General features: G+C 61.8%; 15 protein-coding genes and 1 pseudogene. 9 read left to right on the top strand and 7 right to left on the bottom strand.

The genetic code is table 11. The features are described from left to right. Positions 1-63 precede the first annotated feature (63 nt). From PG899_RS12935 to PG899_RS12925, 3 genes are all read left to right on the top strand, one after another. Entirely contained in the window at positions 64-624 is a 561-nt protein-coding gene (locus tag PG899_RS12935) for a hypothetical protein (RefSeq protein ID WP_190284159.1), read from the top strand. 187 nt (positions 625-811) lie between these two features. Continuing rightward, positions 812-2,095, top strand: a complete 1,284-nt coding sequence (locus tag PG899_RS12930; protein ID WP_190284319.1) for a hypothetical protein — start codon at positions 812-814, stop codon at positions 2,093-2,095. A gap of 51 nt (positions 2,096-2,146) precedes the next feature. Continuing rightward, positions 2,147-3,334: a Bcr/CflA family multidrug efflux MFS transporter gene (locus PG899_RS12925; RefSeq protein WP_049047841.1), complete on the top strand. Its 1,188-nt coding sequence runs from the start codon at positions 2,147-2,149 to the stop codon at positions 3,332-3,334. Between the two features lie 131 nt (positions 3,335-3,465). Here the strand turns inward: PG899_RS12925 and PG899_RS12920 are convergent, their stop codons facing one another. Further along, positions 3,466-3,933 (bottom strand): DUF4357 domain-containing protein, encoded by a 468-nt coding sequence (locus PG899_RS12920; protein WP_016351033.1) that lies wholly within the window; start codon positions 3,931-3,933, stop codon positions 3,466-3,468. Positions 3,934-4,130: 197 nt separating this feature from the next. Here PG899_RS12920 and PG899_RS12915 point away from each other — a divergent pair, with 197 nt between their 5' ends. From PG899_RS12915 to PG899_RS12905, 3 genes are read left to right on the top strand one after another with little or no spacing between them, the layout of a single operon-like run. Next, positions 4,131-4,811 carry an ABC transporter ATP-binding protein gene (locus PG899_RS12915; RefSeq protein WP_139389854.1) on the top strand — a complete coding sequence of 227 codons (681 nt, stop codon included), beginning with the start codon at positions 4,131-4,133 and terminating at the stop codon, positions 4,809-4,811. Positions 4,812-4,832: 21 nt separating this feature from the next. Beyond that, the gene (locus tag PG899_RS12910; protein ID WP_190284158.1) at positions 4,833-7,274 is read left to right on the top strand and encodes an ABC transporter permease; all 2,442 of its coding nucleotides are present in this window, start codon (positions 4,833-4,835) and stop codon (positions 7,272-7,274) included. Then, positions 7,271-8,338, top strand: a complete 1,068-nt coding sequence (locus PG899_RS12905) for a lipocalin-like domain-containing protein (protein ID WP_190284157.1) — start codon at positions 7,271-7,273, stop codon at positions 8,336-8,338. The genes PG899_RS12910 and PG899_RS12905 overlap by 4 nt, the downstream gene beginning before the upstream one ends. Before the next feature lie 103 nt (positions 8,339-8,441). On the opposite strand, the gene PG899_RS12900 is transcribed toward PG899_RS12905, so the two are convergent. Further along, positions 8,442-9,386 (bottom strand): hypothetical protein, encoded by a 945-nt coding sequence (locus PG899_RS12900; RefSeq protein WP_190284318.1) that lies wholly within the window; start codon positions 9,384-9,386, stop codon positions 8,442-8,444. A gap of 572 nt (positions 9,387-9,958) precedes the next feature. On the opposite strand from PG899_RS12900, the gene PG899_RS12895 reads away from it, so the two are divergent. Together PG899_RS12895 and PG899_RS12890 are read left to right on the top strand one after the other, a co-directional pair. After that, positions 9,959-10,717, top strand: a complete 759-nt coding sequence (locus tag PG899_RS12895) for an ATP-binding protein (protein ID WP_190284156.1) — start codon at positions 9,959-9,961, stop codon at positions 10,715-10,717. Positions 10,718-10,793: 76 nt separating this feature from the next. Next, positions 10,794-12,011, top strand: coding sequence for a DUF3644 domain-containing protein (locus PG899_RS12890; protein ID WP_232105297.1), 1,218 nt, complete (start codon positions 10,794-10,796; stop codon positions 12,009-12,011). A gap of 368 nt (positions 12,012-12,379) precedes the next feature. Here PG899_RS12890 and PG899_RS12885 read toward each other — a convergent pair. The 5 genes and pseudogenes from PG899_RS12885 to PG899_RS12865 form a co-directional block, all read right to left on the bottom strand. Beyond that, positions 12,380-15,161: pseudogene (locus PG899_RS12885) on the bottom strand (FAD-binding and (Fe-S)-binding domain-containing protein). Then, complete coding sequence (locus PG899_RS12880; RefSeq protein WP_190284155.1) at positions 15,161-15,805, bottom strand: LutC/YkgG family protein; 645 nt, start codon at positions 15,803-15,805, stop codon at positions 15,161-15,163. Before PG899_RS12880 ends, PG899_RS12885 begins: the two are co-directional and overlap by 1 nt. Position 15,806: 1 nt before the next feature. Further along, positions 15,807-17,243: a LutB/LldF family L-lactate oxidation iron-sulfur protein gene (locus PG899_RS12875; RefSeq protein ID WP_190284154.1), complete on the bottom strand. Its 1,437-nt coding sequence runs from the start codon at positions 17,241-17,243 to the stop codon at positions 15,807-15,809. Next, on the bottom strand, positions 17,236-18,027 hold the full coding sequence (locus tag PG899_RS12870; RefSeq protein WP_190284317.1) for a (Fe-S)-binding protein: 792 nt from the start codon (positions 18,025-18,027) through the stop codon (positions 17,236-17,238). The genes PG899_RS12875 and PG899_RS12870 overlap by 8 nt, the downstream gene beginning before the upstream one ends. Positions 18,028-18,040: 13 nt before the next feature. Next, positions 18,041-19,738, bottom strand: a complete 1,698-nt coding sequence (locus PG899_RS12865; protein ID WP_190284316.1) for an L-lactate permease — start codon at positions 19,736-19,738, stop codon at positions 18,041-18,043. Between the two features lie 60 nt (positions 19,739-19,798). Here PG899_RS12865 and PG899_RS12860 point away from each other — a divergent pair, with 60 nt between their 5' ends. Beyond that, complete coding sequence (locus PG899_RS12860) at positions 19,799-20,776, top strand: LysR family transcriptional regulator (RefSeq protein WP_075384208.1); 978 nt, start codon at positions 19,799-19,801, stop codon at positions 20,774-20,776. Positions 20,777-20,783 lie beyond the last annotated feature (7 nt).

Here is a 20,783-nt window from a genome sequence, read left to right as displayed (position 1 = left end):
TACCGTGATCGAAACCCAGAGCGTGGCGTGATGGCCGCGCCATAAACAAACAAGGAGAAGAGGATGACCATCCGCCCGGGTTTACTTGCCCTCACCCTGCTGCTGGCCCTGAGCGGTCAGGCGCAGGCTTACTCCTACGCCGCCGCCGGCAAGGAGCCGCTGATCGATGCCCGCGAGGCACTACTGGGCGCCGCCACTGACGGCAAGGATGCCAGCGCCACCTTGAGCGAGATTGCCGAGGAGCTGACCTATCTGGAACAGCACCACAAGGTCGAGCTGCAGGCACCGCTCGCGGCCGCCATCAAGGCCAAAGACGCCGCGGCTACCGCGGCCCTGCTCAACCGGGCCTACAAGGCGGAGATCGAGCGCCGTCTCGAGGGGGCCAGCCAGAACCTTGGCGACTACCAGACCGCCAAGGTGCTGGTGGTCAAGAGCAAGCGCTTCCTCGATTTGATCCTCCCCTCCCTGAGCGAAGGGGATCGCAAGGCCGCCGAGCAGGCGCTGGCCAAGGTGCTGGATGCCATCGGCAATCCGGGGGTGTTCGGGGTGGGTGCCAAGCCCGCCGATGCCGCCGCCTTCACCGAGGCCGAGAAAGCGCTGATGGCCGTGCTGGCGCCGCTTTGATAGCCACCAGCCAATCATTGCGCCATCTCGCTGTGACAAACGGTGGGTTTCGCTGCGCGCTACCCACCCTACGCATTTTGATGACCTCTCATTGATGACGACGGCCCCCCTCATCCCCGACCCTTCTCCCGCAAGGGGAGAAGGGGGGCGTCATCTCGGCCGATTACGCTTCGCCAATCGACCCTACTTGCTTGCCCTGCTGCAACTGGTCTGGCTCGGCTGGCTGCTGGCCTTCCCGGTGGCCCTCGATTCCGACGATGCCCTCAATTTCGCCCACGGGGTGGTGCGCTTCAGCGTGCTGGAGTTCTCCCCCCACTTTCCGGGCTACCCCGCCTTTATCTGGCTGGCGCGGCTGATCAATCTGGCGGTGGACAATCCCGCCCGTGCGGTGCAGTACACAAGCCTCTTGGGTAGCAGTTTGCTGGCGCCGCTCGCCGCCACCCTCGCGGTCAGATTGTGGCAACGGCCAAGCCTGCTGGCGCCGGTCTGGCTGCTGGTACTGGCCCTGCCGCTCACCCCGACCCTGGCGCTCTCCGGCCTCTCGGACGGGCCGGCGCTGGCCGCCTGGCTCGGCACTCTCCTGGCCTTGCAACAGCGCAAGATAGCCCTGGCGGGTCTGCTGCTGGGCCTCATGCTGGCGCTGCGGCCCTCCTACTTCGTGCTGGCCCTGTTGCCCCTTTGGCTCGGGATGGTGCAAAAGGGTCAGCGACTTCACTTTATGCTCCCCATTGTGCTGGTGGGGCTAGCCTGCCTGCTGTTTGTCTGGCAGGCCGATGGCTGGGCCTATTTCAGCGAGGGGCGCCGCTTTACCGACGGTCACTTTACCCTGTGGGGCAACACGGCGGCGGCTCACGGCGATCGGCTACTGAGCTGGGCCCGTACCTTCAACGAGCAGCTGACCCTGCTCTGGCCCCTATTGATGGGAGCCTTGCTGGTACTGCCACTCTGGCAACGCTCAAAGGATCACAATCCAATCCTCTCCCCCTGCTGGACCCTCTACTGGCTCGTCCTGCTGCTGTGGACCCTGTTTGGCCAGAACCCGGACAATCCCCGCCATCTGGCCCCCATCACCCTGCTCGGCATCATCTTGCTGGCAGGCTGGCTGCCGTGCCGAGGCGAGCTGCCAGCCATGCTGGGAGCCCTGTTGCTGCTGCTCTGCACCCTCACCCCGCCGGCGGCGCCAGCCATGACCCGGGCCGCCAGGCTGGCCGAGCAGGCGTGCCCGGCGCTGGTGACCCAGTGGGGGGTGAGGCTGCTGCGCGAAACCACGGCCCTGCCCGTCACCGACGGCTGGTATCAGGGGGATGCCCGCCTTGCATTGGCGCAAGGGGCCTGCCGGCTCAGCCGGCGTCCCCTCAGCCCGGAGGAGCTGCACGCCGGCAGCCAACGGGTCTGGTTTGCCCCCCGCTTTCACGCCGAGCCCGGCCTGTGGCTCGGCATACAGGATCACCCCCGTCACCAAAACTGGTAGACTGGATGTTTGTCACTCCCTGACTTCGCACTCATCAAGACTGGATAGCCTATGCCCCACGCCCCCCTCTCCCCCCGTTTTCTGTTCATCCTGCTCGGCGCGCTGGCGGGCCTGACCCCGCTCGCGGTAGATATGTACCTGCCCGCCATTCCGTCCATCGCTCGGGATCTGGCCACCAGCATCGACGGTGCCCAGCTCACCATCAGCGCCTTTCTGGGCGGCTTCGCCATCGGCCAGCTCTTTTACGGCCCGCTCGCCGACAGCTATGGCCGCAAGCCGGTGATCCTGGCGGGGCTGGTGATGTTTGCCATCGCCTCGGTGGGCTGCGCCATGGCGGACTCCCTGCCCGAGCTGCTGGCGTATCGGATGCTGCAGGCGGCTGGCGGGGCGGCCGGCTCTGTGGTGGTCAATGCCCTGCTGCGCGACCTGTTCGAGAAGGAGGCCTTCTCCCGCGCCATGTCGTTCGTGATCCTGGTGATGACGCTCGCCCCTCTTGTCGCACCGGTGGTGGGCGGCTACATCAGCGCCCACAGCGACTGGCGGGTGATCTTCTGGCTGCTGGTGGGGATCAGCCTGCTCATCTGCCTGATGATGCAGTGGAAAATTCAGGAGACCCTGAAGCCTGAGCACAAGCAGCCCCTCAACCTCGGCCAGATCCTGAAGAACTACTGGGGCGTGCTCTCCCATCGCGGCGCCATGGGCTACGTGCTGTGCGGCTCGCTCTCAAGCTCGGGCATGTTCGCCTTCCTGAGCGCCTCCCCCTATGTCTACATCGAGTACTTCAAGGTACCGACCGAGCACTATGGCTGGCTGTTTGGCCTCAATATCCTGCTGATGATGGTGGTCACCTTCGTCAACAGCCGGCTGGTGAAGGGGGTGGGCGCCGAGCGGATGCTGCAATACGGTCTGCTGGTGCTGCCCTGTGCCGGCGCCCTGCTCATCTACAACGCCTGGAGTCAGACCGGCGGCCTGTGGGGCATCGTCATTCCGGTGGTGCTGTTCGTCGGCCACATCAGCCTGGTGGGGGCCAACGCCATGACCGGCCTGATGGGCCACTTCCCGCAATCGGCAGGCACCGCCTCGGCGCTGGCGGGCACCTTGCGCTTTGGCATCGGCGCCGTGGTGGGGATCCTGGTCAACCTCAATCCCCCCGAATCGCCGCTGCCGATGGCCATCGCCATCGCCGGCTGCGGGTTCGGCTCGACCCTGAGCTACTGGCTGCTGACCGGCAAAAAATAAGCCCAGACCATCAATAAGCAACAAGCAACAAGCAACAAACAACAAGGCCGCCCACCTGCATCGCAGGGGGCGGCCTTGTGTTATCTGCACCTTGTCAACGCATCCTCTGCCCTGAGGGGTGAGGGCTCAGCCTACTTCTTGCCAAACCCCGAGCGCTTGAGGGTATAGCCGGCGCTGTTTTGCCAGGCGTCCAGCCCGCTGCGGTTGTTGCCTGCCACCAGGCTGGCAGCCAGGCTCGGGCTGTTGAACAGCTGATCGGCAGTGAAGACGAAGCCCCCTTCGCTGCGCGGGGCCAGGATCCCCTTGCCCAGCAGCTCCTGGCGCAGTTCGATCACCGCCTCGCGTAAGGAAGCCGCATCCTCGCCGTTGGCGGTAGAGCCTGCCAGCACCATGAAACCGGGGTTCTGCCGCTTGCCCACCGGATAACCGTGTGCCTCGGCCCCCTTGCCGTTGAAGTGGTAAAGCTCGCGCTCGCCTGGCTTGTTGTCGGAGAGCGCCTTTTGCAGGGTCATCAGCTCGTTGTAAATCTCGATGGGGACCACGGCAGCCTGCTTGTTGCCCTTGCTGTCGATGATAAAACTGACTTGCTTGTGTAACATCCTTGCGCATCCTGTGACCCATGGAGGCCCCTATTCTAACCACCACAGGCGAGCGGGATCCAGCCAGGATCCTCACCTCTTTTGCAGCCTTGATCACTAACTGGCACTCTCGCGCAAAAGCAAAGCAGCGTGATCATTAGGCAGGGGAGCAACGTACATGGCATGATGAAAGCCATTGACCATCAACCGGTTATCCCATGCTGACCCTGCGCAATCTCGGCAAGAGCTTCGATAACGGCAGCGAACGGCTGCCGCTGTTTCACCACCTTGATCTGACCCTGGCGGCCGGCGAGATCACCCTGCTGCTGGGGCAGAGCGGCTGCGGCAAGTCGACCCTGCTGAATCTCATCGCCGGCCTCCTCCCCCCGGATGAGGGGGAGATCTGGCTGGGGGAGACCCGCCTTGACAACCAGTCGGCGGACGAGCGGGCCCGCCTGCGCGGTCGCCATTTCGGCATCGTCTATCAGGACTTCAACCTGCTGCCGACCCTGACCGTGGCCGAGAACCTCGCCCTGCCCCTTGCCATCAACCAGCTTGCCCGCGATGAGACACGCATTGACGGCCTGCTGGAGCGCCTCGATCTGGCCCACAAGCGCCACGCCTGGCCGGAGCAGCTCTCCGGCGGCCAGCGCCAGCGGGTGGCGCTGGCCCGCGCCCTCATTCACCAGCCCCAGTGGCTGCTCGCCGACGAACCCACCGGCAGTCTCGATGAACACAACGCCGAGCAGGTGATGGCGCTGATGATGACGGCGGTGCGGGGCACCGGCGCCGGCCTCTTGCTGGTGAGCCACAACCCCGCCTATGGCGCCCTGGCGGATCGGGTGCTGCGCCTTGAAGGGGGCCAGCTGGTCGAGCTCAAGGGGCGCCGCCATGACTGACGCCCGCCACGGAGGGCTGTGATGTTGCCGCTCAAGGCGCTGCTGCGCCTCTATCGCGCCCACCCCTGGCTGCTGTTGATGAGCCTGGTCGGGCTCACCCTGGGGGTCTCCCTGGTGGTGGCCATCGAGCTCTTGAACCACAGCGCCCGCACCAACTTCGTCGCCGCCCGCAGCCAGCTGGCGGGGGAAGCGAACTACCGGCTGGCGCCGGACAGCGGGCTGGACGAGCAGCTCTATGTGACGCTGGTGCGCAGCCAGCCTAACCTCGACGCCATGCCCCAGCTGCACGGCTGGCTGCAGGACGAACAGGGGCGCAGTTTTCAGCTGCTGGGGATGGATCTGTTCAATCCCGGCCCCTTGCGCCGGCTGTTTGGCGCCGCGCCGGACAAAGAGCCCACCTTCTCCCTCACCCGCGCCGACAGCGTCTGGCTGGCTGCCCCCGAGGCCAAGCGCCTTGGCTGGCAAACGGGCCAGAGCCGGCGCTTCGTGCTGGGTGGCGGTGAAGGGGCGCCGCCCCGCCCGCTGACCCTCACGTTGGCCGGCACCTTCGAGCCCGGCGCCGTGCCCATGGAGCGGCTGCTGGTGACCGACATCGGCCTTGCACAGCCGCTGCTTGGCAAGGAAGGACGGCTCGATCGCATCGTCTTCAAGCTCAGCGAGCAAGAGGCCACGGCCTTGCAACACGCCCTGCAGGCTGCGCAGGGAACCGGGCTCGCCGCCCAGCCCTTGTGGCTTGAGCCCATCAGTCCGGCGCTCGATGCCAGCCAGCTCGGCGATGCGCTGGCGCTGAACCTCACGGCGCTCTCCCTGCTCGCCATGGCGGTGGGATTGTTTTTGGTGTTCAACGCCCAGCGCTTCGTGCAGAGCGTGCGCCGCCCCCAGCTGGCCCAGCTCATCATCCTCGGCATGCCGCCGCGCCGGCTGCTGCGCTGGCTGACCCTGGAGATCCTGATCCTCGCCAGCATCGGCACCCTGCTCGGGCTGCTGCTCGGCAGCCTGTTGGCCCTCGCCCTGATGGGGCAGCTCACCCAGGCGCTGGCCGATCTCTATGGCCCCAACCCCATCGATCTGCTGCGCCTCTCCCCCGCGAGCCTTGGCAAGGCGCTGGTGATCGGCCTTCTGGGCACGCTCGCCGCCAACCTGCCCGGCTGGTGGCAACTGCTGCGCCAATCCCCTCTTGAGCTGCGAGAGGGCAACAGCCGCCCGCCGGCTCATCCCTGGCAACGTCGGGGGCTCGCCATCGCCATCTTGCTGCTCTGCGCCCTCTGTCTGTGGCGGCCAGAAACCGGGCTGGGCGGCGCCCTCTTCGTGGCCGGCGGCTGGCTGCTGGCCATGGCGCTCGCCCTGCCCGATGTGCTGCGCGCCGTGCTGGGCCGGCTGCGCCGACGCGAGCGCGGCCCCCTCAGCGCCCGGCTCGGGGTGGCCGAAACCCTCTATCACCTGGATCGCACCGCCATCGCGGTGATGGCGCTGCAACTGGCCATCGCCGCGGCCATCGGCATCGGGGTCATGGTGTCGAGCTTTCGCTCGAGCGTGGAGATCTGGCTCGGCCAGCGCCTGGCCGCCGATCTCTATATCACCGCCCCCAAGGGGGTGGCCGGCAGCAAGGGCACCCTGAGCGAGCAGACCCTCGACACCATCCTCGCCGCGCCGGATGTGCGCGCCGCCTCGCGCCGCTCGGTGCACCCGGCCCGCTGGCAGGGGCAGCCCATCGAGTGGGCGCAGATGGACTTTATTCCCGAGCTCAAAGCCGCCTATCCGCTGCTGGCCGGACGCTGGCCCGCCACCCCCGACGAGGTGCTGGCGAGCGAACCGCTGACGGTGCGCCTCGGGGTCAAGGTGGACCAGCGCCTCGAGGTGAGCGGCGAGCTGGGGCCACGCACGTTCACCGTCACCGGTGTCTATCAGGATTACGGCAGCGACAAGGGGCAGATACTGCACGCCTTCGAAGGGGGCAAGGTGCAATCCCTGGCCCTCTTCAGCCAGCACGTTGATCGCCTCGCCGATCGCCTGCGGGCCCAGTTTGGCGAGCGGGTGAACCTGTTGCCCGCCCCCGCCATCCACGCCGCCGCCCTCAGGGTGTTCGACCAGACCTTCGTGGTCACCGAACTATTGAAGTTGCTGATCCTGGGGATCGCCTTCGTCGGCATCGGCTCGGCCTTTATGGTGCTGGGGCTGGCCCGGCGCGGCGAGTTGCAGACCCTGCAAAGCCTTGGTCTGAGCCCCCGCCACTGTCGCCGGTTGCTGGTGTGGCAGGGGGCGGGATTGGGACTGCTCACCGCGCTGTTGGCGCTGCCGGTGGGCTATGGCCTTGCCTGGGTACTGATTGAGGTAGTCAACCCCCGCGCCTTCGGCTGGCGGTTGGCCTTCGAGGCTGCCCCCTTGCACGCCGTCACGGCGCTCCTGCTCGCCCCCGTCTGTGGCGCGCTTGCCTCCTTGTACGCCGCAAGGAGAGTGGTATGAAAACATTCAACATCTGGTCGCTGGCGCTGATCTGCACCCTGTATGGCGCCGGGATCAGTGCCAACGATCTGGGCGCCATCCTTGGCGGCGGCAACGATCACTTCAAAAAAGCCCTGCCGGGTCAATCCATCCACCTGCCCGCGGATCACGGTGCCCACCCCGACTACCGCTCCGAGTGGTGGTATCTCACCGGCAACCTGAAAGACGAGCAGGGGCGCGACTACGGCATGCAGTGGACCCTGTTTCGCCAAGGCATCGAGCAGGAGATAACATCCGACAACCCCTGGCTCACGCCCCAGCTCTGGCTGGCCCAGTTCGCCATCACGGATTTGAGCAAAGGCAGCCACCAGCAGGACGAGCGCACCAGCCGCCAGGGGCCAGGGCTCGCCGGAGCCAGCGGCGGTCAGTATTGGCTGAAAGAGTGGGTGCTGGCTTCTCAAGGGGAATCGCTTTTTCCCGCCACCCTCAAGATACAGAGCAAGGCGGGGGATCTTGATTTGCAGGTGAGCGCCGCCAAGCCGGCGGTGCTGCAGGGCAAAGCGGGTTACAGCGAGAAGAGCCCGGGCAACGCCTCCTTCTACTACTCCTACCCGCGCCTGACCATCAGCGGCACCCTGACCCTGGATGGCGAGACCCGCAACGTCAGCGGTGAGGGCTGGTTTGATCACGAGTGGAGCAGCTCGGTATTGGCCCAGTGGCAATCGGGCTGGGACTGGTTTTCGCTGCAGTTTGAAGATGGCCGCGAGCTGATGCTGTTTCGCCTGCGCACAAAGGCAGGACGCTCTGAGCCAGAAAACCGCTACGGCATCCTGATTGAACGGGACGGCAGCAGCCGGGTGCTGAACCCTGCGCAGATCCGCCTCACCCCCGGCAAGACCTGGCGCGGCCCCAAGGGGCAACCCTACCCCATCGAGTGGCAACTTAAGGCCGGGGATATCAACCTCCGCATTCAGGCGCGACAGCCCGATCAGGCCATGACGGGGCGCTTTGACTACTGGGAAGGGGCGGTGTCCGTCTCGGGGGATGCCAAGGGGGTCGGCTATCTGGAGATGACCGGCTACTGAGCCTTGCCCAATTCCCCCCTCTAATGGCAGGCCCACCCGCCATCAAAAACCCCGGCCAGGCCGGGGTAACAACGCAGTGCTGGGGCGAGATATCAAGACGGGATCAGGGCTGCTTGTCGCCCACCATCATCAGGCCATGCTGTTCGGGGAAGCCCACCACCAGGGTCGTCTTGCGAGTGTCCGGCATCTCGAATGCGGCGACGTAGGCCATTGCCCCCTCTTTGGCCTTGGCCAGACCCAGCATCCACTTGTTCTCAAGCGGGCTGAGATCGCTTGATGCCTTGAAGCTGCACTTGCCAAACCCGCTCAGGTTAAGCTTGCTGAGCCCCTTGCCAGACTCTGCATTGCCCTTGCCGGTCAGGGTACAGCCCGCCTTGGGAAATTCGATCTCCAGAGTCAGGGAGCCGCCATTGTTGGTGCTGCGGATCAGCCCCACCATGGCATCGCCAAAGCCGGCGTCCTCTGCCACCCGCCAGCTGTCGCTGGTGATCGTCCGGGTGGCGAGCTTGCTCACGGCAAGGTGGCCGCTCCAGTCGCGATAGAGGGCGGTGCTCTGATCCGGATCCCGGAACTGGGTGCCGGTACGGCTGAAGTCAAAGGTCCAGCGCTTGACCTCCTTGCCAGCCAGATCGGTTACCGCTTTGTCTTGAAAGCTGATGAGGTTGTGGTCGTTGCTCTGGACATCGAGCCGCTTGCCCCGCACCGAGGTACGCTCCAGCAGCACCGGATAGATGCCCTCCTTGTTCTCCTTCTGGGCCGCCTGCCCCATCCATTGTGAAGAGGTAATCGACTTGCCGTCGTTCTCGACCCAGACGCCCCAGCGCTGCTCACCATCCCCCTTGGGATAGACCAGCGCCAATCCTTCCAACCCCTTGATCATCTTGAGCGGCCCCTGATCGCCATCGCGGCTGAGCAAGTGCGCCTCATAGACGCCGGCATCGGGCAACGGCAGCGGCGCGCGCTTGGCGATGCTGTTGGCCGCCTTCTCGCTGTCGCAGGCGGACAGGGCGGCGGTGCAGGCGATGGCCAGCATGGCTTTGTGGTGCATTCTCATGACTCTTGTTCCTTGCAATTGCTTTGTTATGTGAGGTGCATTCAATCGCCGCTGAATTTACTGGAGGAAGGGTTCGCCGGTCGACGCAAGATCTGTAACCAGCTGTTACAAGGCATTGATGAGCAAGAGATAACACATGACTTGGTTGGCCAGGCGATGCAGCAACAAGAAGAGAGGCCATCTCCCCTCCCCCCGTTTCTCTCGACCTTTCCACATCAAAATCTGACCGCCATCAAGATTTCATTCAAATCCCACGGAACGGCTGTGTTTTTACTCAACAGGAGCGGTCGGCCTTTGATAGGCTACCCATCTGGCCCTCAGATCCAAAACGTATGGTTTGTATCTATTCAATTAACAACAGCACTCAGGGAGCTGAAACCCCGTGCGGTAGCTATCTCATTTACTAGCATCACGCGTATCTAGATACAAATAAATGACTCTCGTTTATACACATGACCACATTTAATAAATTTTATAAAAATACGGATATATACTAAGCATCCAATATAGTTGGGGCATTTTACCCTTGTTACATTCTTTCTCTGACTACATATTGAGGTACAAGCTTGTTAATTAATAAGAATTGGAGTCTCCAAACTACATTTGAAATGGTAAATGTGAAATATTACCCAGGGGGAATACAAAGTGGCCCTCAGCGCAATAGATTGATAGAAACATGGGGGCAACTTGTTGGCAAATCAAGATCTTTAAGCGAACTTAACTCTTTGATTCGTGAATACGGTTCAATAAACAAAATGTCTAAATCAGTGCAGATGGCACCACGTACTATTAAGACTCTTAGAGTCTTCTTTGAATCACTACCTGATGAGTTTGAAACTCTAACCTCACGAAACTCGTATAAATTCAATGAAGGTGAGAAATGTATATTAGAAGAGGACTTATATAATGAGTTTAAAGAAATAAAAGGTCAAAACCCAACTAAATCGGTTCAGAATATTGTCGATGAATATATACTTGCATTCCTCAATAGTTCAGGCGGCAGCATATTTTGGGGAATTCAAGATAATGGTGTAGTAAAAAGCTTAAGATTAAACAGTCAATTAAAAGATGAAATAAGAAAATCCATCAATATAAAAATTAATACTATCGAGCCGTCAATTGACCCTACAAGAATCAATGTGATACTCCATGGTGTGGTTGGAACAAATGATGGTTATGTTCTTGAGGTTCGTGTACCTAAATCGAACTTATCTGGCTTACATTTTAACTCCTCTGGCCATACTTGGGTAAGAGTCAATGGATGTAAACAAAAACTACAAGGGGTTGCGTTACAAGATTATATCATCCAAAGATTACAGCGTTAATTTTAATAATAGTATTTGATCTCTACGAGCATGAATATAATTTCAGCACTATAAATAATTGACATAGGCTATATAAATGACCAGAGAAGATAAACGCATATTATTACTTGAATTCTTCAGAGGAAAAGAAGAAATAAATGAGTGTTTTTCAGTAGCACAAGCTGCAGCTGCCACTGGGTATAATACTAAGAGTATAATAAAATATATTAATGAAAAGCTAAAAGGAGAATTCATTTTTAAATCTGGAAATAACAGCTTTACTTCTAAAGGCCTAACGAAAATTTCAAATGATGAGTTTATTAGACTCATGTCTCAAAGTATTTCATCAAAAGAAATCACTCCACAGGAAAAAATGTATCAACAGTTAATAAGAAGGAGTCTTGATGCATTTACTCTCGCATTAGAAGTTTATAATAGGCCTAGCTTATGTAATAGAGTAGAAGCATTTACCATTTTAATGGTCAATTCATGGGAGCTTTTCTTAAAAGCTGAGATACTAGATGCATTAGGCGAAGAGAAAGTCTTTTATAAAAATGGGAAAAGCATCTCAATTTCTGATGCACTTTCGCTGAGAATTCAAAATAGTGATCCAGTAAGGCGTAACATTGAAACATTAATTTTACTTCGAGATCAAGCAACACATTTGCTTATCCCTGAGTTACAACCACAGCTCTCACGCCTATTTCAAGCCAATGTTTTTAATTATCAAGAAAGATATAAAAACCAAATGGGTAATTCACCTCTTGCAGGACAAAGCGTAGGGATGCTTAGTTTAGTCATAGACGGGCCTACGCCTGAAATTGGTGTCATTAAGGAAAACTATGGCATATTAACATCAACGGAAGTAGAAAGGTTTATTCAGTCTTTTGAAAGCATGAATAAAGAGCTAAATTCTGATAAGTTCTCTATTAATATAGAGTATAAACTAGCGCTTGTTCGAAACCCACATAAATCAGATTTAACATTAAGTACAGGAGATCAAGGGCAGAAGGCAATAATAATAACACAAGCAAAAGATCTTAACGACACCCACCCATATTTTACCGATGATGCAATTGTAGCAATTAACACTAAGCAAAAACTTCAAAAAATAAATAGACACTCATTTCAATCTATAGTTTTTAAACATAAAATAAAAAGAAACTCCAATTCAGACATGTACAATTTTACTGACAGAGCCAGATATTCAGAAAAATTTGTGTCATGGGTAGTAAAAAACATCCAGGAACATAAGGATTGGTTAAAAACCGCATTAGAGGAATACAACAGAAATAGAAAGCCAAGAAATCAATAGTTATAAAATCATCTTGAGCAGTTTTTTAACTAAAAATCTCAGAGTCATAATGTAGTAAGATCTGAAAAGTCTAACTCTATTTACCTATTAAATGACCTACACCTAGAATGTTTTCTTGATATAAGTGCTAACGACCGATGATAGACATATTCCGGCTGTGCCACATTGCAGACAGATCAGCAATATTCAATGATGGCGAGCTGACTGTAGGGAACGCGGTCACCTGCTCGCGCACCGGAGAGATAAACGTACTGATGCCCGCCTACTGAGTCAGCACGCCCTCCCGCCCAAAATTGAAGACCAAGGTAGGCGCTCAGTATCCAGCATCTGACCAACGGCAGGATATTTATCCTGCCGTTTTTATTTTCCTATCTCGCCGCCTGATCCACCAGATAGAGGATGCTGTGATAGGGAATGCCGGCGTGCTGGCTGAGCCCCATCTCGCAGGTACGGCTGTTGCTGAATCCCTGACGGCAATCGCTGGGTACCTGGGCGGGCAGCCGCGGCGTTGAGCTCCGGGGTCATCAGCCCCTTGTCGCCGGCAAAGCCGCAGCACTGGATATGCTCTGGCACGATCACCTCGCGGGCGCAGGTGCGGGCCAGCGCCAGCATGGTCTCCCCCAGCCCCATGCGCCGGCTGCTGCAGGTGATATGGAGCATCACTGTCTCATCGATGGGGGTCAGCTCAAGGTGGGGCAGCAGGTATTCGAGCACAAAGGTAGCGGGCTCAAACACCCGAAGGCCCTTGCCGAGCGCCCCCGAGAGCAGTCGCTGCACGCAGGGGCTGGTGTCGAGCAGCACGGGCCAGCGCCCCTGCTCGCTTGCCTGCCACAATACCTCAGCCAGCTCAGTACGCTTGGCGGCAGCCACCTCGACCATCCCCTTGCTGTCATAGGGCATGCCGCAGCAGAGCCCCTCGATGCCTTGCGGCACTATCACCCGGCAGCCCGCCTTCTTGAGCAGAGATAACACCACGTCCGGCAGTGACGGGGCATCCTCCTGCTGGCCGAATACCCGGCTGGCACACGACGGCAGATAGACCACAGCGCGCTCGCTGGATCCGCCATGGCTTCCCTCCCCTGGCGACCACCGATAGTGGCTTGGCCCCGGCAGGGTCGGCAGCCAGGCGGGCGTGCGCTGGCCGCTCAGATGGCGAACCCCGTTCACCAATCCCGCCAGCGCCTTGTCTCCCAGCAGCTTGCCGGCAATTCCTTTGAGGCCGAGGGCCCCGCGGGCGGTGCGGGTGACGCCGGCGAAGTGATCGGCACTCCAGCGGGCGATGGGCACGAAGCGCCGGTACTTGTCAGTGCGCAGCTTCTTGATGAGCGCTCCGGTGTTGATGCCGACTGGGCAGCGATCGGCGCAGAGCCCGGTGGCGGCGCAGGTGTCGATGCCCTGATAGTCAAACAGCCGGGTCAGCTGGTTGGAGGGCTCATCGGCACGATTGCGGCGGGCCAGTTCGCGGTAGAGCACGATGCGCTGGCGCGGCGACAGCGACAGGGTGCGCGAGGGGCAGACCGCCTCGCAAAAGCCGCACTCGATGCACGGATCGACGATGGCATCGCTCGCCGGCATGGGCTTGAGGTGAGCCAGGTGGGCCTTGGGGTCGTCATTGATGATGACGCCGGGATTGAGCAGGCCATCGGGGTCCAGCAGCGCCTTGATGCGGCGCATCAGCGCCATCCCCTCCGGCCCCCATTCGATCTCCACATAGGGGGCCATGTTGCGGCCGGTGCCATGCTCGGCCTTGAGCGACCCGCCAAAGCGCACGGCGACCAGCTCGGCCACCGCATCCATAAAGGCGCCGTAGCGGGCCACCTGCGCCGGATCCTCGAACCCCTGGGTAAAAACGAAGTGCAGGTTTCCCTCCAGCGCGTGGCCAAAGATGATGGCTTCACCGTATTCGAAGCGATCGAACAGGGCTTGCAGCCCCGCCACCCCTTCGGCCAGACGCTCGATGGGAAAGGCGACATCCTCGATGATGACGGTGGTGCCGGTGGTGCGCACCGCCCCCACCGCCGGGAAGAGCCCCTTGCGAATGGCCCAGAGGCCGGCGCTGTCGCCGGTAAAGGGCACCGAGGCGACCTGGGCGAACTCGGCCGCCATGGCCGTCACCTGCTCGCAGCGATCCACCAGCTCCTCTTTCGACTCCCCATGCACCTCGACAAGCAAGGCGCAGGCAGCCAGGTCCAGGGTCTTGATAAAGTCCGGCAGGCCGGGCTTGCCCGCGACCGAGCGAAGGGAGCGTCCATCCATCAGCTCCACCGCCGCCACCGGCGCACTTTTCAGGCGCGAGGTGGCCAGACAGGCCTGCTCGGCGTCCCGAAACACCAGCAGGGCCGAGGCCTTGTGGGGGTATTCGGGCACGGTGTCGAGCACCACCTCGGCGATAAAGCCGAGGGTCCCCTCCGAGCCGATCATCAGGTGGGTGAGGATATCGATGGGGTCTTGATGGTCGAGCAGGGCATTGATGGCGTAGCCGGTGGTGTTCTTGAGCCGGTACTTGTGGCGAATTTTCGCGGCAAGCGCCTCATTTGCCAGCACCTCGGCACGCAGGGCCGCGAGCCCGGCCAGCAGCTCCGGGCGCTTGGCCGCCAAGACGGCGCGACTGTGGGGATCGCCACTGTCCAGCACGGTGCCATCGGCCAGCAGCAGGGTCATGGCGTGCAGGGTGTGATAGCTGTTGTGGGCGGTGCCGCAACACATGCCGCTCGCGTTGTTGGCGGCGATGCCACCGAGCTTGCAGGCGTTGATGGAGGCGGGATCCGGCCCAATCTTGCGGCCCAGAGGCGCCAGATAGCGGTTGGCATCGGCGCCGATCACCCCGGGTTGCAGGGCAATGCGGGCGCCCTCGTCCAGAATGCGGTGGCCGCGCCAGCTGTCGGTCAGGGTGATGAGCACCGAATCGCTCAGGGCCTGGCCCGAGAGGCTGGTGCCGGCGGCGCGAAAGGTGCACGGCAGGTGCAATTCGCGGCACACCGCCAGCACAAAGCGCACTTCATCGAGGGAGTCGAGGCGCACGATGCGCTCGGGCACCAGCCGGTAGAAGCTGGCGTCCGTGCCGTGGGCCAGCCGAAGATCCGGGTCGCTCACCAGCCGCTCCGGCGGGATGCACGAGAGCACGGCGGCGTCAAACTGGTTCCAGCGCATCAGCAATCCTCCACCAACACTACCAACAGGCGGCTCGGGCCGTGGGCGCCGTAGGCCAGGGTCTGCTGGATGTCGGCGGTCTTGGAGGGGCCGGAAACCAGCAACAGATTGGTGGGCATGGCCTGCTGCCAGTGCCCTGCCGCCACCAGCCCCGCCAGGTTGTCGGCGATGGTGGAGGCCGCCAGCAGGGCGATATGGCAAGGGGGCACCAGGGATAGGGTGCGCGGCTCGCCGCCATCTGGCAGCAACACCAGGGTGCCGGTATCGGCGATGGCCCCCGCGCAGTGGGTGATGCCCGCCTGACAAACGTCAAACAGATCGTCTTTCCAGCTCGCGAACTCGCCCGCCGGGGTCAGCACAGAGCGCCCGGCACAGGCGACCGCGACCGCCGCCTGCCAGCGGCCGCCCTGGCCACAGGCCAGATGCGTTATTGCTTCCCCATCCAGCCAGACGGCCAGATCCCGGGCAAGATTTGCCTCCTTGACGGTGAGGATCTCGGCGTGGCTGGCGCTGATCCCGGCAACAAAGCGCTCGCGCCGCGCGCTGCCATCCTCCCCGCGCCAGGGCTGCCATCCATGGGGAGTGTGGGCAAGGGGGGTGGCGGCGCCGCGCAGGCGACTTAATATGGCCTCTTTGCTCGACATCTCAGGACTCCTTCTTCTTCTGGCGCAGCAGGGCGTGCAGGCTCTGGGGGGCGGGTTTGGGGGCTTCGCGGCACTGGGTCCAGGAGCCCAGATGCTTTGGCATCAGCCCCCGTAGGCGACCGGCGACACCGGTCGCGGCGTGATAGAGGCGCGGGTGAGTGGCGGCGAAAGCAAAGCCCTGCATGGCAAGGGTCTCGAGCCGACTCTTGGCCGCCCCCTGCCCCGCCAACGGTTCGTGGCCGGGCTGTGCGTCGTGTTTGGCCTCTCGGCGCAGGCGCTGCAACAGGTCGGGAATGGGAATGCGCACCGGGCACACCTCGCCGCAGGCACCGCACAGGCTCGAGGCAGTCACCAGATCGCTCGTGCTTTCCAGCCCCAGCAGGTGGGGGGAGATGATTTTGCCGATGGGGCCCGGGTAGATGGTGCCATAGGCGTGGCCGCCGATGCGGGTGTAGACCGGGCAGTGGTTCATACAGGCGCCGCAGCGGATGCACTGCAGGGTCTTGCGCAGCTCCTCGTCCCGATAAGCCTGGCTGCGGCCGTTGTCGAGCAGCACCAGGTGCACCTCGTCCGGGCCGTCCAGCTCCCCTGCCCGGCGCGGGCCGCTGATGACGTTGAAGTAGGTGGTGATGGCCTGGCCGGTGGCCGAGCGGGTCAGGGCGCTGTAAAGGGGTGGCACGTCGGATAAAAACTCCACCACCTTCTCGATGCCGGTGATGGCCACATGGACTTTCGGCACCGTGGTGCACATGCGCCCGTTGCCCTCGTTCTCCACCAGACAGAGGCTGCCGGTTTCGGCCACCGCGAAATTGACGCCGGAGAGCCCCATGCCGGCGCGGCGAAACTCTTCGCGCAAGGCCCGCCGCCCGGTCTGGATCAGCTCGTCCACGTCGGTGGTGGGGGTGAAATCCGCCAGGTTGCCGGCGAAGGTGTCGCTCACCTCCTGCTTGTTCTTGTGGATGGCGGGCATGATGATGTGGGACGGGGTGTCGCCGTCGAGCTGGACGATAAACTCCCCCATGTCGCTCTCAAGGCAGCGGATGCCGTGGCGCGCCATCTCGTGGTTGAAGCCCACCTCCTCGCTCACCATGGACTTGCCCTTGACGATGCTGCTCACCCCATGTTGCTGGGCGATGCGAAGGATGATGGCGTTGGCCTCCGCCGGCGTCTGGGCCCAGTGCACCCGGATGCCGTTGCGCTCGCAGTTGGTTTCGAGCTGCACCAAAAGATCGGGCAGGCGCGAGAGGCAACGCTGGCGGATCTGCTCCGCCGCATTGCGCACCGCCGCTTCTTCGGCGGGATCGGCGAAGGCGTCGCGGCGCTTGGCGCGCAGGTAATCCATGGCGCCGCGAAAGTTCTGGCGCAGCACGGGGTCGGCCAGGGCCGCCTCGGCCTGGGGATGGAAGCGGCGCGGCGAATACTTGGCGTGCTCACTCATGATGGGCCTCCTGTTTTGGCTCTTGTAAGCACTGCGCCACCGGCTCGCTGTGGGCGAGCAGGAAGCTGGCCAGGTGCATGGCGGGCAGTGTCTTGCCCTGATAGGCCAGGGACCCCTTGATGTTCAAGAGGCACCCCCAGTCAGCGCTCACCAGGGTGTCGGCGCCGGTGGCCAGCAGGTGGCGGGTCTTGTCCTCCACCATGGCCTGGCTGATGTGGGGATGGCGCACCGAGAAGGTGCCGCCAAAGCCGCAGCACTCGCTCTCGTAGGCCTGCTCATGCAAGGTGACCCCATCGAGCTGGCCCAGCAGGGCACGGGCCCGGCTGTGCACCTGCATCTCGCGCCGGGCCGAGCAGGAGGTGTGCATGACGATGCTTGCCCTCCCCACCCCGTGCCAGCGCACCCGGCAGACCTGGGCCAGGAACTCGGTGAGCTCGAACACCCGCTCGCAAAACGCCGCCACCTCGGAGCTCTCTGGAAAGAGGCGCGCATAGTGATGGTGCATCATGCCGCCGCAGGAGCCCGACAGCACTACCACCGGCCAGGGCTCGGGGAAGAGCGCCATCTGGCTTTGCGCCACCTGGCGCGCCTCCTCTTCATGGCCCGAGGTGTAGGCCGGCTGCCCGCAGCAGGTCTGTTTCTCGACAAAGTGCACCCTTATCCCTTCCCGCTCGAGCAGGGCGATGGCATCGAGCCCCGCTACCGGGTCGAACAGGTCCACCAGACAGGTGGCGTAGAGATAGACATCGGCCGGCTTGGCCGGATAGACCCGAATTACCTTCATCACTTGCTCTCCTTTACTTCAACTGCAGCAGGACGTCCGAGATGTGGAAGCTGTACATGAGCGCCAGCCCGATAAGGCCGGTGGCCAGCAGGTAGTAGAGGGTCGGCAGCGCCGTCTTGCGCAGCGTCGCCCCCTCACGACCGAGCAGCCCCACGGTGGCCGACGCCGCCACCACGTTGTGAATGGCAATCATGTTGCCGGCGGCCGCACCCACCGCCTGCAGCGCCAGCATGGCGGCGGTGGAGACCCCCAGGGTCTGCGCCACTTCAAACTGGAACTGGCTGAACATCATGTTCGACACCGTGTTGGAGCCGGCGATAAAGGCCCCCAGCGCGCCGATAGTGGCGCTGAGCGCCGGGAAGAACTCCCCCACCAGCCCGGCGGCAAAATTCGCGGTGGTCACCGGCATGCTGGCGAGATCCGCCCCGTTGACGCCGGAGTTGATGAAGATGCGCACCATGGGCACGGTGAAGATCAGCACGAAGCCGGCGCCGATCAGGGTGCGGCTGGACTCCCCCAGCGCCCGCCCGAAGGGAGCGAGGGAGCGCGATTGCAGCAAGGTGGCGAGCAGGGAGCAGAGCACCAGCAGGCCCCCCGGCAGGTAGAGCGGCTCAATGGAGGCGCTGACCCCCTTCTCCCCCAGGAGGTCGGTGAAGGCGAGGCTCACCGACAGGAGGCTGGCCTTGAACTCCGGGCTCACCCGGCTGGCCACCAGCAAGAGGGCCAGCGCCACATAGGGGAGCCAGGCCAGCAACAAGGACATGGGACAGGCGGCGGCCTCTTTGAGATCGAGCTTGAGGGAGCCCAGCCACTCGGCGGGCCACTCCTGCTCGGGGGCAAAATCCCAGCTGGTTTTTGGCACCAGAAAACCGGCTCGCGCCGCCGTCACCACCAGGGCCAGCCCCACCAGGCCGCCGATGAGGGACGGGAACTCGGGGCCCAGCAGCATGCCGGTCAGGGCATAGGGCACGGTGAAGGCGAGCCCGGCAAAAATCGCAAAGGGCAGGATGGCGAGCCCCTCGGTCCAGCTGCGATGGCGGCCGAAAAAGCGGGTGAGCATCATCACCATCAGCACCGGCATCAGGGTGCCGACCACGGCGTGAATCAGGGCCACATTGGTGGTCACCTGCTGTAGGTAGACCTCCCAGCTGCTGCCCCCGGCGCTCAGGGTCTGGCCGATGGACTGGCTGTCGAGCCCCTTGTTGATCCCCACCAAAATGGGGGTGCCCACCGCGCCGAACGACACCGGGGTGGACTGGATCATCATGCCGAGCAGCACCGCGGCCAGCGCCGGAAAGCCGATGGCCACCAGCAGCGGCGCGGTGATGGCGGCCGGGGTGCCAAAACCGGAGGCCCCTTCGATAAAGGCGCCGAAGCACCAGGCGATGATGATGGCCTGGATGCGCCGGTCCGGCGAGATGTTGGTAAAGCCGCCGCGAATGGCGCTGATGGCGCCGGTGTGTTTCAGGGTGTTGAGCATCAGGATGGCGCCGAACACGATCCAGAGCACGGTCACCGTGATCACCAGCCCCTGCAGGGTGGAGGCAAAGACCCGGGTCGGGCTCATCTGCCAGCCCCACAGGGCGATGAACACGGTCAACAAAAAGGCGACGGGCATGGCGCGCTTGGCGGGCCAGTTGAGGCCGACCAGCAGCACGGCGGCCACCAGGATCGGCGAGAAGGCCACCAGGGCCAGCAGGGTGTCTGTCATCATTGCGTCCTTGTCCGAGCGGTGCAGAGGCGCACCTTGTTGTTGTTTTGTTAAGCGGACGTGACCTTACCCTGTTCCTTTTTCGCGATATATGGAAATAATGAACAACATTCGTTCCAAAAGTTGATCAATATGGCCAGTACTGACGACCTCATCCTCTTCGCCCAGGTGGTGGAGGCCGGCTCCTTCAGCAAGGTGGCTGAACAAAACTCCCTGACAAATTCGGTAGTTAGTAAACGGATCGGGCGCCTGGAGGAAGAACTCGGGGTGCAGCTGCTCTATCGCACTACCCGCCGGCTCACCCTGAGCGAGGCGGGCAAGGAGCTCTATCAGGGTGCCAAAAATGTGAAGGCCGCCGCACTGGACGCCTTCGACGCGGTGGCGGGTTTTGGTGAAAAGGTGAGCGGCCATGTGCGGATGTCGGTACCCACCATCTCCGGCGAGCTGCTGCTGGCCGACGCGGTAGCCGATTTTTGCCAGCAACACCCTGGGCTCACGGTGGAGATGTCGCTGGACAACCGCTTCGTCAATCTGGTGGAAGAGGGGTTCGACCTGGTCATTCGCACCGGCTATCTGGATGACTCCAGCCTGATTGCCCGCCACATCCTCGACTCCCAGTGGGTGATCTGCGCCGCCCCCGCCTATGTGCGCCGCTTCGGGGCGCCGCGCGAGCCGTCAGACTTGCTCACCCACAACTGCCTGCGCTACGCCTACCAGAGCACGGGGGCCTCGGAGTGGGCCTTCAAGGGGGAAGAGGGCAACTATCTGCTGTCGGTGTCGGGCAGCTTTTGCACCGACAACGCCGGCGCTCTGCGCAAGGCGGCGCTGGGGGGGCGCGGCATCGTCTATGTGCCGCGCTGCCTGGTCTATCACGATCTGATGAACGGCGAGCTGGTGGATCTCTTCCCCGATCAGGTAGGCAAGAAGCTCGGCATCTACGCCGTCTACCCCTTTACCCGCCAGCCGCCGCGCAAGATCCGGCTGCTGATCGAGCACATCCGCCAGCGCTACCTCGACATCGCCCACTATTTTGGCTGACGGGGGG

Origin of the sequence: Aeromonas sp. QDB39 (genome assembly GCF_027707585.1) — a bacterium.
GTDB classification, from domain to species: domain Bacteria; phylum Pseudomonadota; class Gammaproteobacteria; order Enterobacterales; family Aeromonadaceae; genus Aeromonas; species Aeromonas hydrophila.
The sequence above is the reverse complement of the archived record's forward strand: the minus strand, read 5'-3'. Positions and strand labels throughout refer to the sequence as shown.

Coding starts and splice junctions, on each gene's coding strand:
- PG899_RS12935 (WP_190284159.1), top strand. CDS start 64: ATGACCATCCGCCCGGGTTTACTTGCCCTCACCCTGCTGCTGGCCCTG.
- PG899_RS12925 (WP_049047841.1), top strand. CDS start 2,147: ATGCCCCACGCCCCCCTCTCCCCCCGTTTTCTGTTCATCCTGCTCGGC.
- PG899_RS12920 (WP_016351033.1), bottom strand. CDS start 3,933: ATGTTACACAAGCAAGTCAGTTTTATCATCGACAGCAAGGGCAACAAG.
- PG899_RS12915 (WP_139389854.1), top strand. CDS start 4,131: ATGCTGACCCTGCGCAATCTCGGCAAGAGCTTCGATAACGGCAGCGAA.
- PG899_RS12910 (WP_190284158.1), top strand. CDS start 4,833: ATGTTGCCGCTCAAGGCGCTGCTGCGCCTCTATCGCGCCCACCCCTGG.
- PG899_RS12905 (WP_190284157.1), top strand. CDS start 7,271: ATGAAAACATTCAACATCTGGTCGCTGGCGCTGATCTGCACCCTGTAT.
- PG899_RS12900 (WP_190284318.1), bottom strand. CDS start 9,386: ATGCACCACAAAGCCATGCTGGCCATCGCCTGCACCGCCGCCCTGTCC.
- PG899_RS12890 (WP_232105297.1), top strand. CDS start 10,794: ATGACCAGAGAAGATAAACGCATATTATTACTTGAATTCTTCAGAGGA.
- PG899_RS12880 (WP_190284155.1), bottom strand. CDS start 15,805: ATGTCGAGCAAAGAGGCCATATTAAGTCGCCTGCGCGGCGCCGCCACC.
- PG899_RS12875 (WP_190284154.1), bottom strand. CDS start 17,243: ATGAGTGAGCACGCCAAGTATTCGCCGCGCCGCTTCCATCCCCAGGCC.
- PG899_RS12870 (WP_190284317.1), bottom strand. CDS start 18,027: ATGAAGGTAATTCGGGTCTATCCGGCCAAGCCGGCCGATGTCTATCTC.
- PG899_RS12865 (WP_190284316.1), bottom strand. CDS start 19,738: ATGACAGACACCCTGCTGGCCCTGGTGGCCTTCTCGCCGATCCTGGTG.